15 protein-coding genes are annotated in these 15286 nt (G+C 55.0%); 2 read left to right on the top strand and 13 right to left on the bottom strand.

What is annotated here, in order from left to right:
* Positions 1 to 17: 17 nt before the first annotated feature.
* Together KSF73_12805 and KSF73_12800 are read right to left on the bottom strand one after the other, a co-directional pair.
* Positions 18 to 1367 (bottom strand): undecaprenyl-phosphate glucose phosphotransferase, encoded by a 1350-nt coding sequence (locus tag KSF73_12805; GenBank protein ID MBV1776589.1) that lies wholly within the window; start codon positions 1365 to 1367, stop codon positions 18 to 20.
* A gap of 708 nt (positions 1368 to 2075) precedes the next feature.
* A complete protein-coding gene (locus KSF73_12800; GenBank protein MBV1776588.1) occupies positions 2076 to 4100 on the bottom strand; it encodes a M3 family metallopeptidase in 2025 nt (674 codons plus the stop codon).
* 167 nt (positions 4101 to 4267) lie between these two features.
* On the opposite strand from KSF73_12800, the gene KSF73_12795 reads away from it, so the two are divergent.
* Positions 4268 to 4801 carry a gamma carbonic anhydrase family protein gene (locus KSF73_12795; protein ID MBV1776587.1) on the top strand — a complete coding sequence of 178 codons (534 nt, stop codon included), beginning with the start codon at positions 4268 to 4270 and terminating at the stop codon, positions 4799 to 4801.
* A 71-nt stretch (positions 4802 to 4872) separates the two neighbouring features.
* Here the strand turns inward: KSF73_12795 and KSF73_12790 are convergent, their stop codons facing one another.
* The 11 genes from KSF73_12790 to aroQ all read right to left on the bottom strand — a co-directional run bounded on the left by KSF73_12790 (position 4873) and on the right by aroQ (position 13994).
* The gene (locus KSF73_12790) at positions 4873 to 5649 is read right to left on the bottom strand and encodes a LytTR family DNA-binding domain-containing protein (protein MBV1776586.1); all 777 of its coding nucleotides are present in this window, start codon (positions 5647 to 5649) and stop codon (positions 4873 to 4875) included.
* Positions 5646 to 6641 (bottom strand): histidine kinase, encoded by a 996-nt coding sequence (locus KSF73_12785; GenBank protein ID MBV1776585.1) that lies wholly within the window; start codon positions 6639 to 6641, stop codon positions 5646 to 5648. The genes KSF73_12790 and KSF73_12785 overlap by 4 nt, the downstream gene beginning before the upstream one ends.
* A 119-nt stretch (positions 6642 to 6760) precedes the next feature.
* Positions 6761 to 6937 (bottom strand): hypothetical protein, encoded by a 177-nt coding sequence (locus tag KSF73_12780; GenBank protein ID MBV1776584.1) that lies wholly within the window; start codon positions 6935 to 6937, stop codon positions 6761 to 6763.
* A gap of 145 nt (positions 6938 to 7082) precedes the next feature.
* Positions 7083 to 7874 (bottom strand): DUF3025 domain-containing protein, encoded by a 792-nt coding sequence (locus KSF73_12775; protein MBV1776583.1) that lies wholly within the window; start codon positions 7872 to 7874, stop codon positions 7083 to 7085.
* A gap of 55 nt (positions 7875 to 7929) precedes the next feature.
* Positions 7930 to 8430 carry a thiol peroxidase gene (gene tpx, locus KSF73_12770; protein MBV1776582.1) on the bottom strand — a complete coding sequence of 167 codons (501 nt, stop codon included), beginning with the start codon at positions 8428 to 8430 and terminating at the stop codon, positions 7930 to 7932.
* Positions 8431 to 8463: 33 nt separating this feature from the next.
* Positions 8464 to 8976: a thiol peroxidase gene (tpx, locus tag KSF73_12765; GenBank protein MBV1776581.1), complete on the bottom strand. Its 513-nt coding sequence runs from the start codon at positions 8974 to 8976 to the stop codon at positions 8464 to 8466.
* A gap of 66 nt (positions 8977 to 9042) precedes the next feature.
* Positions 9043 to 10539 carry a DUF3426 domain-containing protein gene (locus KSF73_12760; GenBank protein MBV1776580.1) on the bottom strand — a complete coding sequence of 499 codons (1497 nt, stop codon included), beginning with the start codon at positions 10537 to 10539 and terminating at the stop codon, positions 9043 to 9045.
* Between the two features lie 96 nt (positions 10540 to 10635).
* Positions 10636 to 11523 (bottom strand): 50S ribosomal protein L11 methyltransferase, encoded by an 888-nt coding sequence (gene prmA / locus KSF73_12755; protein MBV1776579.1) that lies wholly within the window; start codon positions 11521 to 11523, stop codon positions 10636 to 10638.
* 120 nt (positions 11524 to 11643) lie between these two features.
* A complete protein-coding gene (accC, locus tag KSF73_12750) occupies positions 11644 to 12993 on the bottom strand; it encodes an acetyl-CoA carboxylase biotin carboxylase subunit (protein MBV1776578.1) in 1350 nt (449 codons plus the stop codon).
* A 25-nt stretch (positions 12994 to 13018) separates the two neighbouring features.
* The gene (gene accB, locus KSF73_12745) at positions 13019 to 13477 is read right to left on the bottom strand and encodes an acetyl-CoA carboxylase biotin carboxyl carrier protein (protein ID MBV1776577.1); all 459 of its coding nucleotides are present in this window, start codon (positions 13475 to 13477) and stop codon (positions 13019 to 13021) included.
* A gap of 31 nt (positions 13478 to 13508) precedes the next feature.
* Positions 13509 to 13994: a type II 3-dehydroquinate dehydratase gene (aroQ, locus tag KSF73_12740; protein MBV1776576.1), complete on the bottom strand. Its 486-nt coding sequence runs from the start codon at positions 13992 to 13994 to the stop codon at positions 13509 to 13511.
* Positions 13995 to 14206: 212 nt separating this feature from the next.
* Here aroQ and queA point away from each other — a divergent pair, with 212 nt between their 5' ends.
* Positions 14207 to 15241 carry a tRNA preQ1(34) S-adenosylmethionine ribosyltransferase-isomerase QueA gene (queA, locus tag KSF73_12735; GenBank protein MBV1776575.1) on the top strand — a complete coding sequence of 345 codons (1035 nt, stop codon included), beginning with the start codon at positions 14207 to 14209 and terminating at the stop codon, positions 15239 to 15241.
* Positions 15242 to 15286: the final 45 nt, after the last annotated feature.

The following is a 15286-nucleotide window of genomic DNA, read 5'->3' as shown; positions in this document are numbered from 1 at the left end:
CAAAATTAATTTGTTACTTAGTAAGCGTTTTTGTGAACAAAACCTTTGAAGATAGTCTTGAAAACGATGCTCAGATCCAGCCACAATGACCAGTTTTCCAAGTAGTACAAATCGTAGTCGACACGTGCTTTCATTTTGACTACGGTTTCTGTTTCGCCACGCAAGCCATTGATTTGCGCCCATCCGGTAATGCCGGGTTTCATTTTGTGGCGCAGCATGTAGCGTGGAATGAGTTCTTTGTAATGATCGTTATGCTGAATGGCATGCGGGCGCGGGCCGACAATGCTCATTCGGCCTTGCAACACATTGATAAACTGTGGCAACTCATCCAGGCTGGATCGGCGCAGGAAGCTGCCAATCGGCGTCAGGCGGGTATCGTTTTTGGTGGCCTGAGTCACTGTGTTGTCCGCTTCTGCATGTACTTTCATGCTACGGAATTTGTACACCACAATTTCCTCGCCATTCCAGCCATGGCGCTTTTGTTTGAATAGCACGGGGCCGGGCGAGGTGAGTTTTACGGCCAGCGCAATGCCCAGTAAAACGGGGCTGATCAGAATCAGAATCAAGGTAGCCAGTACGTAGTCCTCGAGCACCTTCACCAGTCGATTGGTACCAATGAGAGAGGATGACGAGATATCCATCATCGGCACGCCGAGGATAAAGGTCACGCCGTGGTTCAGCAGCTTGTAAGTAAGCATGTCCGGCACCACGCGGATATTGGCTGTGCTATGACGCAGGGCATGCAAAATTTTGGGGACATGTGCGCCGTCGTGAACCGAGAGATTGATCCAGACTTCGTCAAATCCGCCGTTGGCTGAGAGCTCGTCGATTGCATCCAGATCATGCGCGTCAACTGTGCGGGTAATTTGGTAGCCTGTCCACGATGAGCCACGGGCGCGCTTGGTCAGATCGTTGGTCATGGGGCCGCGGCCGACCACCAGTACGTCACGGGTGTTAAACCCCCGGCGGCTGAGCCAGCGTAGAGCCGCCGACATGGCAAAGCGTTCGATGATCAAGCCAATGAGCATGGCAAACAGCCATACACCCACAAAGGCGCGCGAGTAATGCTGGGCGTGCTGGCTAAAGAACAACCATGCCAGGAGTGCAAAACAGGTAATGAGCCAGGATACTTTTACGCGAGCCAGTACAGCCAGCCACGAACTGCCGCGCATGGACTGGTAGACGCTGTAGGACGTAATCGCCATAAACAGGCTGGTTGCAAGAACAAGGGTGTCCTGAGGCGCAGTCATCCGCACTTCGCCGAAGCGGACGAGGTTGGCGATCGCTGCGCTGATCCATACAACAATGACATCAAGAATGAGAATGGTCTTACTGATAAATAGCGTGCTGCTTCGTGTTTTGCTCATACTTAACCCAATATCATATTTTGGTTGATGCTATATAAAAGTTTAGATTGTTGTTTGCATATTCTGTGTAGCTGGGCACGTGCATTGTGTAAGCGCAAATCAACTTGAGCATATATCTTAACTGGACATATGAGCAAACTGGTGGCGCCAAGTGGTTGCTGTTACAGCTACAGTACATCTGCATAGGGTAATGCAGGCTAAAAGATCAAAGTACAACACAGTGTTGCAAGAACATATGCTACGGTTCGCGTGACGCCCCACGCGGCAATGCTATCTCGGCAGAGACAAGTGTAGTCGGACTACAATAGGTTTGGCTTATTTACGAAGCGCGTATTCTTGCATATTTTTATTTCATTTAATAGAACAACGCAGTGTAAAGGTTTTCACTGAAATACTATTAGATATTCATAATATACTTCAGCGGTCTGGTTCGCATGAAAATCCTGATCAAATTGGCGCACTGACGTTTTGAATGGAAAGGCAAACGCATGCGGATATGTCGGCAGTGCAAGCATTTCTTGATCACGCATGATGCGCAGGCACCTTATGGGTGCAATGTGATGGGCTTTAAAAGCAAGCTGCTACCGGCACAGCTGGTGCGGGATGCGTCTGGCGAGAGGTGCCACTACTTTGAAGCAAAGGGGAGGCGGGAGGACAAGGCTTCTGCAGTGAAGCAACTCGTCCCCCGAAACGGATAAGCGGATTGTGTTACTGCATGCCGCTGTGGCGCAGCAGGGCATCTATCTGCGGCATACGGCCACGGAAGGCGACAAAACTCTCCAATGCGGGTCGGCTACCGCCCACTGCTAGAATTTCTTTACGGAAGCGTTCGCCGGTTTGCTGGGTGTGTTCCGGTGCTTCCTCGAATGCCGCGTATGCATCTGCAGATAATACTTCTGCCCATTTGTAGCTGTAGTAACCTGCTGCGTACCCACCTGCAAAGATATGCGAAAAGCTGTTGGCGAAGCGCGTATTCTCGGGCGGGAAGTTGACAGCCACTTCTGCACGCACGGTATCAAGCACCGACCGTACCGTTTGCGTCGATGGGTTGAAGTCACCATGCAGTGTCATGTCAAACAAGCCAAATTCCAGCTGGCGTGCGCTAAACATGCCGCTCTGGTAGTTTTTGGCGGCCAGCATTTTGTCGAACAGTGCGCGGGGCAGGTGGTCGCCAGTGTCGATATGTGCGGTCATCTGCTGCACGCGTGCCCATTCCCAGCAGAAATTCTCCATAAACTGGCTGGGTAGCTCGACCGCATCCCATTCCACGCCATTGATACCGGATACACCCTGTACGCCCACTTCTGTCAGCAGCAGGTGCAGGCCATGACCCATCTCATGGAAGAGGGTAATCACTTCGTCGTGGCTAAAGGTGGCCGGTTTGCCCGACTGTCCGCGTCCAAAATTGCACGTGAGATAGGCAATGGGGGTTTGTGTCGTGCCGTTGGCCAGATCCCGCCGATTGCGGCATTCATCCATCCACGCGCCGCCACGTTTTGCATCGCGCGCATACAAATCCAGATAAAACTGTCCGACCAGTTTGCCGGCTGCATCTTCCAGGCGATAGAAACGCACATCTGCATGCCAGCTTGGCGCATGGTCTTCGCAGATGGTGAGGCCATACAGATCGTGAATCACGCTGAACAGGCCATCGAGCACTTTGGGTTCGGTAAAGTACTGTTTGACCTCTTGCTCCGAGAAGCTGTAACGCGCTTCTTTCAGCTTTTCCGAGGTATAGGCAATATCCCACGCTTGCAGGTCTGGCGTGGCGAGGGTGTCGCGGGCAAAAGCTTCCAGTTCCTGGCGGTCTTTTTGCGCAAACGGCTTAATGCGGGCGGCAAGGTCACGCAGAAAGGTCAGAACTTTGGCGGGTGACTCCGCCATTTTGGTTTCGAGTGACAGGTCGGCATAGGTATTAAATCCCAGCAACTGCGCCATTTCTGTCTTGAGTGCCAGAATGCGGTCAATCAGCGGGCCATTGTCGAGATCCGCCTTGCCGAATTCGCTGGCGCGAGTCATATAGGCGCGGTACATGCGTTCGCGTAGCGAGCGATCCTGGGCAAACTGCATGACAGGCAGATAGCAAGGCATATGCAGGCTGAGGCTATAACCGGATTTTCCATTGGCTTCTGCACGAGCCTTGCACATGGACAGGATATCGTCCGGGACGCCGGCCAGCTCGCTTTCTGTCGCGAGGTATTCAAATGAATCTGTGGCATCAAGCAGGTGTTGCTCGAACGAGGCGGACAGTTGCGCGAGTTCTGCGCTGATCTCGGCAAAACGCTGTTTGCCGGCCTCATCCAGTTCGGCGCCCCCCAAACGGAAGTCGCGCAATGTGTTGGTCAGCACTTTGCGTCGAGCGGGGCTCCAGCTAGCGAAGTCCGGATGCGCGACCAGCTTCTTATAGCCATTCAGCAAGGCCAGATTTTGCGAAACCTCGGTACTAAACTGCGCCAGCTTGGGCAAATTGGCGTTATAGGCTTCGCGCAGCGCAGGGGTATTCACCACTGCCTGCAAATGGGACACCTGATTCCATGCCCGATACAGTGTCTCGCTTGCATCATCCATCGGGACAACATACGAATCCCAGTCAGGGTTCTCGATCTTGGCCGCAATATCAATTGCTTCGCGTGCACGTGCAAGCAAGGTATCCAATGCCTCGGTCACATGCTCGGGGCGAATGGTGTCGAAATGCGGCAGGCCGGATTGATCGAGAAGTGGATTGCTGATCATGCGTGTTCCTTCTGGGAATGTAGATGTACTCGGTTCACTATCAGGTGGGGGTGCGCTTGGCAGATTCAACTGAGCGGGATGATACGTCGTATGCTCATGCGTAAGCGGAGAAGCAGGGATGCATCGTATATACTCCGGCATCTGAACATTATTATATGGGTGGCATGATGGCAATCAGGGCGTTTTGCGGTGTGGTGCCGGAATTGGCAGACGGCGCGTGGGTGGATGAATCAGCCCAGGTGTTTGGCGATGTGAAACTCGGCGAAAATGCGTCGGTCTGGCCGGGCGCCATTATCCGTGCGGACGTAAACAGTGTGCGCATCGGCAAGGATTCCAATGTTCAGGATCTGGCCTGTCTGCATGTAACACACAAGCGCCCGGAAGATCCCGAGGGCGCACCATTGGTCATTGGCGAACGGGTCACTATCGGCCATTCTGTTGTGCTGCACGGCTGCACCATTGGCGACGAATGCCTGATTGGTATTGGCACCATTGTTCTGGATCGTGCCGTGATTGAACCGCGCGTGATGGTGGGAGCCGGTTCCTTAGTGCCACCGGGCAAGGTGCTGAAGTCAGGGCATCTGTACCTCGGTCGTCCTGTGAAGGAAGTGCGTGCGCTGACCGAGGATGAAATGTCGCATCTGGCCTATTCCGCACAGCACTACGTGCGGTTGATGAACAAGCATCGCAATGGTGGCTGATTGGATTGAGTGCGCAGTATCCACATCGAGGGAGCCCGGGCGGGGCTCCCTTTTGCATGATGGCGCCTGGCTTACATCTGCCGGAATAAATGTGAGTACGCCCGGCTGACTGCAATTTTTTCAGCGCGGCTACGTAAAAACAGGGTGACTTTACCTGTGGCATCCCGCTTGGCTTCGCGGATTTCACGGACATTGATCACGGTTGAGCGGTGTACCTGCCAGAAGAAATCCGGATCCAGTTGTTCCATCAATTCCTTTAGTGGCGTCCGAATCAGGTATTCACTGTCCGCTGTAATCACTGAAGTATATTTGTCGGTGGACTGGAAATAACAGACATCCTCCACGGCAACCATGTGAATATCCTGGCCGATACTGGCGCGAATCCAGCTCAATTTGGGGCTGCTCAGAAGTGGGGCTGCATGTCCCAGCGCTTGTTTGAGTTGGGCAATTAATTGCTGGTTGGTTCGCGGGGCATGGCTGGCCAGCTGATCTTTCAGCTTGGTAATGCTTCGCGCCAAGCGTTCTTCTGCCACGGGCTTCAAGATGTAATCAACCGCATCCTGTTCAAATGCCTGCACCGCAAATTCGTCGTATGCAGTGATAAACACATAATGCACATCGCCGACGCTGGCGGCTACATCCAGGCCGGATAGTCCCGGCATCTGGATATCCAGAAAGGCGATATCCGGCTGATATTCACCCAGGGCGGCGCGTGCTTCCAGGCCATTTTTGCAGCAGGCGAGGATTTTCAGCTCGGGCCACATGCGGCTCAGCGTCTGACGCAAATGTTCCAGAAGGTTGGGTTCATCATCTGCCAGAATGGCTGTCGGAGATTGAAGTTCGTTCATGTTCTGAGCGGCTCGTTGCTTAACGGTATGGAGATGGAGGCGGTGATACCGCCATTCTGGTTTTCTGCAAGCTGCATGCGAGCTTGACCCGCGTATAAGGTGGCGAGTCTTTCGCGAATATTCTGTAGTGCCACGCCATTGCCGCCCGCACTCTGGCCAAAGCCCATGCCATTATCCTGAACAGCAATCACAATTTGATTGCCGCGCACTGTGGCGTCGACCAGGATATGGCCGCCCTCTACCTTGGGTTCGATCCCATGCTTGATGGCATTCTCGACCAGGGGTTGTATGAGCATGGGGGCGAGAGGATGCTGATTCAGTTCATCCGGGCAATTCAGGGTGTACGTGAGGCGTTCGTGCATCCGGATTTTCTGGATGCCCAGATAGGCGTTCAACAGCTCCATTTCCTGCTTGATGGTGCCTTGATGATGACGGGTACGTGTCAGCGATGCGCGCAGGTAACCATTCAAATGCGCCAGCATGGCTTTGGCATCATCCGGGCTGAGGTCGATCAGGCTATGTAGATTCGCCAGTGTATTGAACAGGAAATGGGGTTCGATCTGGGCTTGCAGCATATTCAGCTGCGATTGAATCAACTGCTTTTCTTGCAGAGCAGTCTTGGTTTTTTCCTGTTCGTAGTTGGCCTCAACGCGATTGGCATGTTCGCGCGCCCACAGCATGGTGGAGATGAGGCTGGATATCGAAAGCATCACTGCGAAGATATTAAACACCTTTCGCAGCAGATCCTGCATGGGCAGGTGGAGATAGCGGATGGGAAATTGCGGAAGTAAATGCAGAAAATCGCGAAACGGCTCGAAATTAAGTGCGATATTCAGCATGGAGCCCAGCAACGCACCGCCCAGCACCGATACAACCACACGCGGCATATTGCTGGGTGCAGTACGGGCGCTGAATTGATGCAGCAGCCAATAATTGGCGCAACCAATCAGAAATGTGGTGAGAAATGCCCGCCACATCGGGCCTTGGTTCATAAAGCCCAACCCTGCACCAAGCAAGATGCAGGAGAAAAAAAGTGTAAAGAGCGGGTGACTGAAAAAGGATCGTGTCATCGGGGATCAGTGGTCTGCTCCGATGCAGACTAACGAAAGCGTCAGTCTAACTTATCCGCAAATACCTTGGCGAGGTGACCGCCTGCAATGCTGCGTGAAGACGACGGCTTGCGGACGATGCTGCTGCTCATCTTGACGGGGACGGCTTGCGTTGCGGGCACCACAGATTGTTTGGCGACTTCGGTTGTGCGGCGGCAAAACTGCATGGGGCTGAACATGATGACTGCTCCTATCCGATCTGCTTCGATGGCGTAACAATAATTTGCTTCTCGAAGCAGGAGGAGCGGGGTGCGACGAATTGCAAAAGAACCGGGATCAGTTGCATTCAGTTGCGATAGAAGTGAATGAGAATGGCGTGAGGTGTCAGCGCTTGGGACGAAAGACCTGTTTGTTGGCATAGAATGCGGCATCCTGCTCTGGCCAGAATCCCGGTATGCCTGATAGCGGCAGGACAGGTAGGCGCGGCGCATTTGCTTGAGTCAGTGTCGGTAGTTGCCCGGCCAGAAATTGATCGGCCTGATCGCGTTGCATGGCGGGCTGCTGTAGGAAGAACGCGGGTTCTACGGGCATGCCTATGACCTTGGCGGTGATGCCGGGGTAGGGGGCAACCGCTTTTTCAAGCAGTGCATGGCCAATGATCAGGGCAGTGATGTGGTGTGACCATGCTGCGCGGTGTGTCACAAACAGACTATGCCAGTCATGCTGGATGATGGCCTGCCACAGTGTTGCATCCGCATAGGGAATCACGACGCCAGATTCATCCAGCAATGTAAGCGTATCCCGCCCCTCGGTGCGCTGCGAGCCGGATTGCGTTGCGATTTCTGACATGTGCAGGCGATTCATGGCGCGTTTGCTTGTCGGCCACCCCATCCAGCACAGCGCATTAAAGAGATCATGCCAATTCTGGCTTCGCGTCGGTACCGCATCGTGGCGTGCAATGAAACGCTCGTAGCCATCCACCATACTGTCGCCGGGTACAAATGTAGGCAGATTCAACGGCGCAAGATGCGTTTGGGCGCACATATTCAAGGCCGCCAGATCGGGAAAGGTGGGCGTCTGTAACAGGCACAGCAGATCGTAGATGGAGCCGAACCATGGCGACGCATGATCAAGGCAGTGCCAGTCGGCAGTAGGTGAGGGTAACGCGGCAGCCATACAATGAAAAAGGTGCAAGGATACCCTTGCACCTTGATGTCAGACTAGATGTCGATCAAAGAACGGCAAGTGCGGCTGCGTAATTGGGTTCGTCCGCAATTTCCGACACCATTTCCGCGTGCAGGACTTTGTCCTCTGCGTCGAGCACCACTACGGCGCGAGCGGTGACACCGGCGAGTGGGCCGGCGGCAATCTCAACCCCATAGTTGCGGATGAATTCGCGACCACGCATGGTGGAGAGAGTATGTACGTTATTCAGACCCTCTGCACCGCAAAAACGCTTTTGCGCAAATGGCAGATCTGCAGAGATACACAGCACCACGGTATTGCTCAACTTGTCCGCCTCGGCATTGAACTTGCGTGTGGAGGTGGCGCAGGTCGGCGTGTCGATGCTCGGGAAAATGTTCAGGATCTTGCGCTTGCCAGCAAAACTGGCCAGCGTAACATCAGACAGATCTGCGCCCACCAGCGAAAACGCCGGAGCGACTTGGCCGACAGCTGGAAAATCGCCGTTTACGGGAATGGCGTTGCCGCGCAGTGTGACTGTGCTGGACATGTAGAACTCCTTGTGCGTGAAGAAATTGCTCGCTTATTCTTTGGGTGCGAGCATGACCTCCGCCATTTTGTCGTAATTCGGCTCGGAATTCACGTCCTGAACGAGTTCGGCGTACTGGACGATATCATCTTCGTCCATGGCCAGTAGCGCGGTGGCCATCATGCCCGACAAAGGAATATCGGTAATCATGACGCCGTAATCCTTGTGGAAGTCGCGTCCGCGCAGGGTAGAAAGCAGGGTGATCTTGCGGAAATCTTCGACAGCAATCACGCGGGCAAGCGCATAAGGGGTATCGACAGATACAACAAAGATGCGAGTGCCTTCGAAGCTATCGGCGATGGCCTCCAGCTTGCGGGCGATACGCAGACCGATTTCGGTATCAATACTTGGAATGACAGCAATGATTTTGCGCTTGCCAATGAACTTGGACAGCGGCACATCGGCCAGCTGGGTATCAACCAGCATAAAACTGTGAGCGACATCGCCGGGGCGGGGGAATCGTCCGCCTACACCGATCGGTTCGCCATTAAGCAGAATGGTTGCCATCACGCATCTCCCTGAATTGGAATCCCCTGAAAGTATTGGCGCGACGGCCGCCGAAATCAAGGACGATCAGCGAGCCTGAGGGTAGAAGAGATACAACTGATACGCGCTGGACTTGAGCTGACCCATATCCAGACGAACAAAGACGTGCAAATCGGAACCGGCATTGAACGCAGCTGGCAGCGGAGAGGTGCGTCCATCCTGCTGTGGAGCGAGGTATTCCTTGGGTTGCAGTACGCGCCGCAGAACAATGTGATCTTGTTCGTCGGAGAGGGTCATTTCTAGCAGCGGCAGCGCCTGATCGAAACCGGCGAGGTTGCGAATGGTGGCGGTCAGCTGAACAATGGTCGGATCTTCCGGCAGATAGTTCAGTTCGCTCCAGTCGGTTCGAAGGAGTTCGGCGCGGGCGGGGAGTTCCAGTGTGCAGCCCATCTCCTGGCAGAATCGCTGCAGCCAGGGCTTGCTGCCCGGCAGTTGTACCGATATTTCTGTTCGGTACATGAAGGTGATTTGTCCTACCAGCACCATCAAGGCCAGAAAGGCCGGAATGCCCCACAGCCAGCGCCAGGGCGAGCGTGCTTTGGGGACGCGCAGCAAGGCTTCGTCTTCTGCAGTAAGAATGGGGCGATAGTCGCGATCTGTCCGGATAGCGGGGGATGCAGCTATCGGCTCCGGGTCGACATGGGACTCGTCAGTCTGGCTAGCCACAATGGGGGGTGGTGTTGGCTCCACCTCGGCGACAATGTCCGGCGTGATTTGATCATCCAGCTCGGCCAGATCAAGATGCGGCTCGATCCGTTCGGATTCGGTATGCCATTCTGGCGCCTCTTCCGGCAGGGCAGGGAGCGGGTCGGCTGTCCCGTTGCTTTGCAGCATGCTAAAGCCGGGCAAATCAAGCAGTGGATCTTGCGCAGTCACCACAAGGTCTGAGCTTGAGACTGCATCCGCCTGCTCGACAGTAATGCCTGAAACCTCGACGGTGTGCGCACCATCCGCTGCTGCTGCGGTATCTAAATCACGCTTCGCTAATTCGCTTTCAGCTACTTCGCTCTCGGCTGTGTCGCTGGCTGTTGGCCAGGTCAGCGGAGTGAAGACAGCGGCGGCGGGCTGGTCGTGCGCATGCTCGCCATCAGGGCTGCCACAGTCAGAATCGGCCTGATCCGGTGTATCGGCGTCAGGCAGCGTCTGGGCGAACGAGAAGTCTAGATTCGGTGTACCGCTGGGGAGTTCGTCCGTGGCGGGACTAGCCTCTGGCGCTGCATGAGTAGCGTCGGCAAGGGATGCTGGGTGCTCGCCATCATCACGAATGAGGGGGGAGGCTGGCGCATAGGATTGCGGCGCGAGGTCGGTCTGCGATGCACTATGTGTTGCGGTAGCTGTCGCCTCAGACGTGACCAGCGCCGGGCTTGCTATCGCTTCTACCGGACGGACATCTACAAAATGAGCTCGTGCATCAAATACGAACGCGCAACGGCCACACCGCACCTTTCCGCCGTGGGCAGACAGGTGGGCTTCATTGACACGGAAGCTCGTATGGCAGTTGGGGCAGCGAGTAACATTCGACATGGCCGCGATTTTAGCTGGAAACAGGGTGAACGTAGAGAGTCAAATCGGCGATTTTTAACAAAAAGGCCGGATCGTTCCGGCCTTGCAACAACTTGATTACGCCTTGCGTACACCGGCGAGGCGAACCCAGCCCTCACGCGTAGCAGAGACATGGATGTCGAAGTCGCGGCTGTAGATGCTGATAACCTCATCGGCTTGCTCGGCAAGGATGCCTGACAGCACGATTTTCCCGCCGCTACGGCAGCGTGCAGCGAGTAAGGGCTCCAGCATGCGCAGCGGGTTGGTCAGGATATTGGCGACCACGACATCGTATTGCTTGTCTGGTGCGGCATCTGGCAGGAAAAAAGACGCTTCGACGTGATTCTGCTCGGCGTTCTGGCGGCTGGCAGTCATGGCCTGTACGTCGATATCGACGCCATCTGTGTCACCAGCTCCCAGTAGGCGAGCGGCAATGGCCAGAATGCCTGATCCACAACCGTAATCCAGTACGGTTTCGCCACCCTTCAGTTCGGCATCGAGCCATTGCAGGCACAGCCAGGTGGTAGGATGGCTGCCGGTACCAAAGGCAAGGCCGGGATCCAGTGCCAGGTTGATCGCGCCCGGCGTCGCTTCGTGCCAAGTAGGGGTGATCCACAGACGGCCGGATACCTGAATCGGGTCGAACTGCGATTGCGTGAGGCGAACCCAGTCTTGCTCTTCAACCACCGTGACGGTGTGCTTATCCAGCTTGGCACCCGCCGCTTGTTCGGCAGCCAGCAGCATCAGTGCGGCATCTGCGTTTTCTTCCAGCAGGGCAACAACAATGCTCTCTTCCCATAATTGGTCGACTGGTTCACCGGGTTCGCCAAAGATGGGTTTTTCTTCATCGGTGCCAGCCAGGGCATCTTCAATGCTGACACTGAGTGCGCCAAGGTCAAACAGCGCATCAGACAGCTTTTCTGCGATTTCCGAGCGGGTGGTGATTCTGAGTTCCTGCCAGGGCATGGCCAGCTCCGTTTGGGTAATGGCCCGGATTCGCATACAGGGTCGAATCTCAGGCTGAAATACAAGAAAAAAGCCGGTCACAGACCGGCCTTGCGCATTCTACCACGGACTGCCCAAAAATCAGGCTTTACGCTCTGCGAGACGATGTTCGAGGTAATGGATGGAGGTGCCACCCTTTACAAATTCGCGATCGACAAACAGTTCCTGATGCAGCGGGATGTTGGTCTTGATGCCTTCTACCACCATTTCCGACAGCGCAATGCGCATGCGGGCAATGGCTTGATCGCGCGTGTCACCATAGGCGATCACTTTGCCAATCATTGAGTCATAGTTCGGTGGAACCATGTAACCCTGATAGATGTGCGAATCGACACGAATACCAGGGCCGCCCGGCGGGTGGTAGGTTGTGATGCGACCGGGGCTGGGCGTGAACTTGAACGGGTCTTCGGCATTGATACGGCACTCGATCGAGTGACCGCGCAGCTTGACCTGATCTTGCGTAAAGCGCAGCTTTTCGCCCGATGCAATGCGGATCTGTTCCTGAACGATATCGATACCGGTGATCAACTCGGTGACAGGGTGTTCCACCTGAACGCGGGTGTTCATTTCGATGAAGTAGAACTCGCCATTCTCGAACAGGAATTCGAAGGTACCCGCGCCGCGATAGCCAATTCGGCGACATGCCTCGGCACAAGCTTCGCCCACTTTACGGCGTTGCTCTTCCGTGATGCCGGGTGCTGGCGCTTCTTCGATGACCTTCTGGTGACGGCGTTGCATGGAACAATCGCGCTCGCCCAGATACACCGCATTGCCGTACTCGTCGGCCAGCACCTGAATTTCGATGTGGCGCGGGTTTTCCAGGAATTTTTCCATGTACACGGTCGGGTTGCCAAAGGCAGCACCGGCTTCGGTACGGGTCATTTCCACGGACTTGACGATTTCTTCTTCGGTGCGCACCACGCGCATGCCGCGACCACCACCACCACCGGCTGCCTTGATAATCACGGGCAGGCCAATGCGCTTGGTAATCTTGATGATTTCGGCGTTGTCATCCGGTAAGGCGCCGTCGGAGCCCGGTACGCACGGTACGCCTGCGGCCTTCATGGCATCCTTGGCGCTGACCTTGTCGCCCATCAGGCGAATAGATTCAGGGCGCGGGCCGATAAATACAAAACCGGACTGTTCGACGCGCTCGGCGAAGTCGGCATTTTCACTCAGAAAACCGTATCCCGGATGAATAGCCTGGGCGTCAGTGACTTCCGCCGCAGAGATAATGGCCGGAATATTCAGGTAAGACTGGGGACTCGGTGCCGGGCCAATACAGACAGACTCATCTGCCAGCTTGACGTACTTGGCTTCGCGATCCGCTTCCGAGTGAACGACAACAGTCTTGATGCCCATTTCGCGGCAGGCGCGCTGAATACGCAGCGCGATTTCGCCGCGATTGGCGATCAGAATTTTTTCAAACATGGGGCACTCCCGAGGTGACGCTGGATCAGCCGATGATGATCAGAGGTTCACCGTATTCGACCGGTTGGCCGTTTTCGACCAGAATGGCCTTCACGACGCCAGAGTGTTCGGCCTCGATTTCATTCAGGAGCTTCATGGCTTCGATAATGCAGATGGTGTCGCCCTTGTTGACTTGCTGGCCAACTTCGACAAATGCCTTGGCGCCCGGGCTTGGGGCACGATAGAAGGTGCCAACCATTGGGGACTTCTGGACGTCACCTGCAGGTGCGGCTGCTTCTGCGGGCGCTGCAGCGGCGGCCGGTGCTGCTGCGGGAGCGGCGGCCGGTGCGGCTGCATGATGCATTTGCGGCGCGGCATACATGATCGGAGCGTTCTGCGAGACCCGCGTGATACGCACTTTCTCTTCGCCCTCGGTGACTTCGATCTCGGCAATGCCGGACTCTTCTACGAGGTCGATCAACTTCTTCAGTTTGCGCAAATCCATGCTAGTCCTCTGAATTGGGTAATCGAGCCGCTCAGGCAGCTCGTTGTTTTTGGAGATAGGCGATGGCACTGCTCAATGCGTATTCGTATCCGCTGGCACCCAAACCACAGATCACGCCCACCGCGCGATCGGAAAAGTAAGAGTGATGGCGGAAGGGCTCGCGAGCGTGGACATTCGAGAGGTGAACCTCGATAAACGGAATGTTCACGCCAGTGAGTGCATCACGCAATGCAACGCTGGTGTGTGTGAAGGCAGCAGGATTGATGACGATAAATGCAGTTCCGTCGTCAAATGCTGCATGAATGCGCTCGATGAGCATTGCTTCACTATTGCTTTGAAAGGTGGTGCAGTCGATTCCGGCCGTTTGAGCGAGTGCAACCAGACGCGCGTCGATTGTGGCGAGCGTGTCAGCACCGTAGAATTGCGGCTCGCGCTTTCCCAGTAGGTTCAGATTTGGTCCGTGCAGGACTAAAATCCGACCGCAAGATTGCGCGGGTGAGGAATCGGTAGTTTGCATCATAGGGCTGCGAGTTTGCCGCAGTTCGAGACAAGATGTCTACAATTCAACGGATTTTTACTCAAACGCTTGTTTGAAGCAGTTGCTTGCTTCCTAGCGATATCAAGGCTTCGCAGAGTATTCTGCGTTTTTTGAATCATGCGCGAAATGTGTTCCAGTTTTGTGAAGTTGTGGTGAAATCGATGCAAATTCAGTCTGTTCAGGACAATGTCATGCAGCTTTCGGCGTTTGACTATCATCTGCCCGAATCGCTTATCGCCCAGTTTCCGCCCGAAGTACGTGGTGGAAGTCGATTAATGTATCTGGGTGCCAGCGATGTGTCGCCCGCTGATGCATTGTTTACTGATTTGCCTCAATTTCTGCGCAGTGGTGACCTGCTGGTGCTGAATGACACGCGGGTGATCAAGGCTCGCTTGCATGGCAGCAAGGAGAGTGGTGGCCAGATCGAGGCGCTGATTGAGCGCGTCGTGAATGAGTTCGACGCGCTGGCCATGATCCGGGCGAGTAAATCGCCCAAGCCGGGCAGTCGCGTATGTTTTGCCGGGAAATGGTGGGCCGACGTCACGGGGCGCGAGGGTGAGTTTTTCCAGCTTCGCTTTGTTGAGCCCGTACTGGACGTACTGGATCAAGTGGGTGAGTTACCCTTGCCGCCCTATATTGAACGCGAGGCATCTGATCATGATGCGGAGCGGTATCAGACAGTATTTGCCCGCGAAAAGGGGGCGGTTGCTGCGCCTACCGCCGGTCTGCATTTTACAGACGACATGTTCGCAAAGTTGGCGCAACTGGGGGTGACGCGCGCATTTGTCACCTTGCACGTGGGGGCGGGTACCTTCCAGCCAGTTCGCGTAGACGATATCCGTGATCACAAGATGCATCGTGAACGCTATCAGGTACCTGCAGATACAATTGCTGCCATCCGCGAAACGCGCGCCAAGGGTGGCCGCGTTGTGGTGGTGGGCACCACGGCCATGCGTGCGCTCGAATCAAGCTGTCGTTACGGTGAATTTGCCGATCCGGTTGGGGATACCGATATCTTTATCACACCCGGATTCCAGTTCAAGGTGGCCGATATGCTGCTCACAAACTTCCATCTGCCGAAGTCCACCCTGATGATGCTGGTGTCAGCATTTGCAGGTTACGAGCGAATCATGCAGGCTTATCATCACGCCGTTGAACGTCAGTACCGGTTTTTCAGCTTCGGGGATGCCATGTTGCTTGAGCGGCATGAGCATAAACCGTTGTAGTCAAAGGCGGTAAGGATATTTCAACGTCCTCTGATTTGGTAATGG

It is taken from the genome of Burkholderiaceae bacterium DAT-1 (assembly GCA_019084025.1).
In the GTDB taxonomy this organism is placed as follows: Bacteria; Pseudomonadota; Gammaproteobacteria; order Burkholderiales; family Chitinimonadaceae; genus DAT-1.
This window is presented reverse-complemented; position numbering and strand designations above follow the sequence as displayed.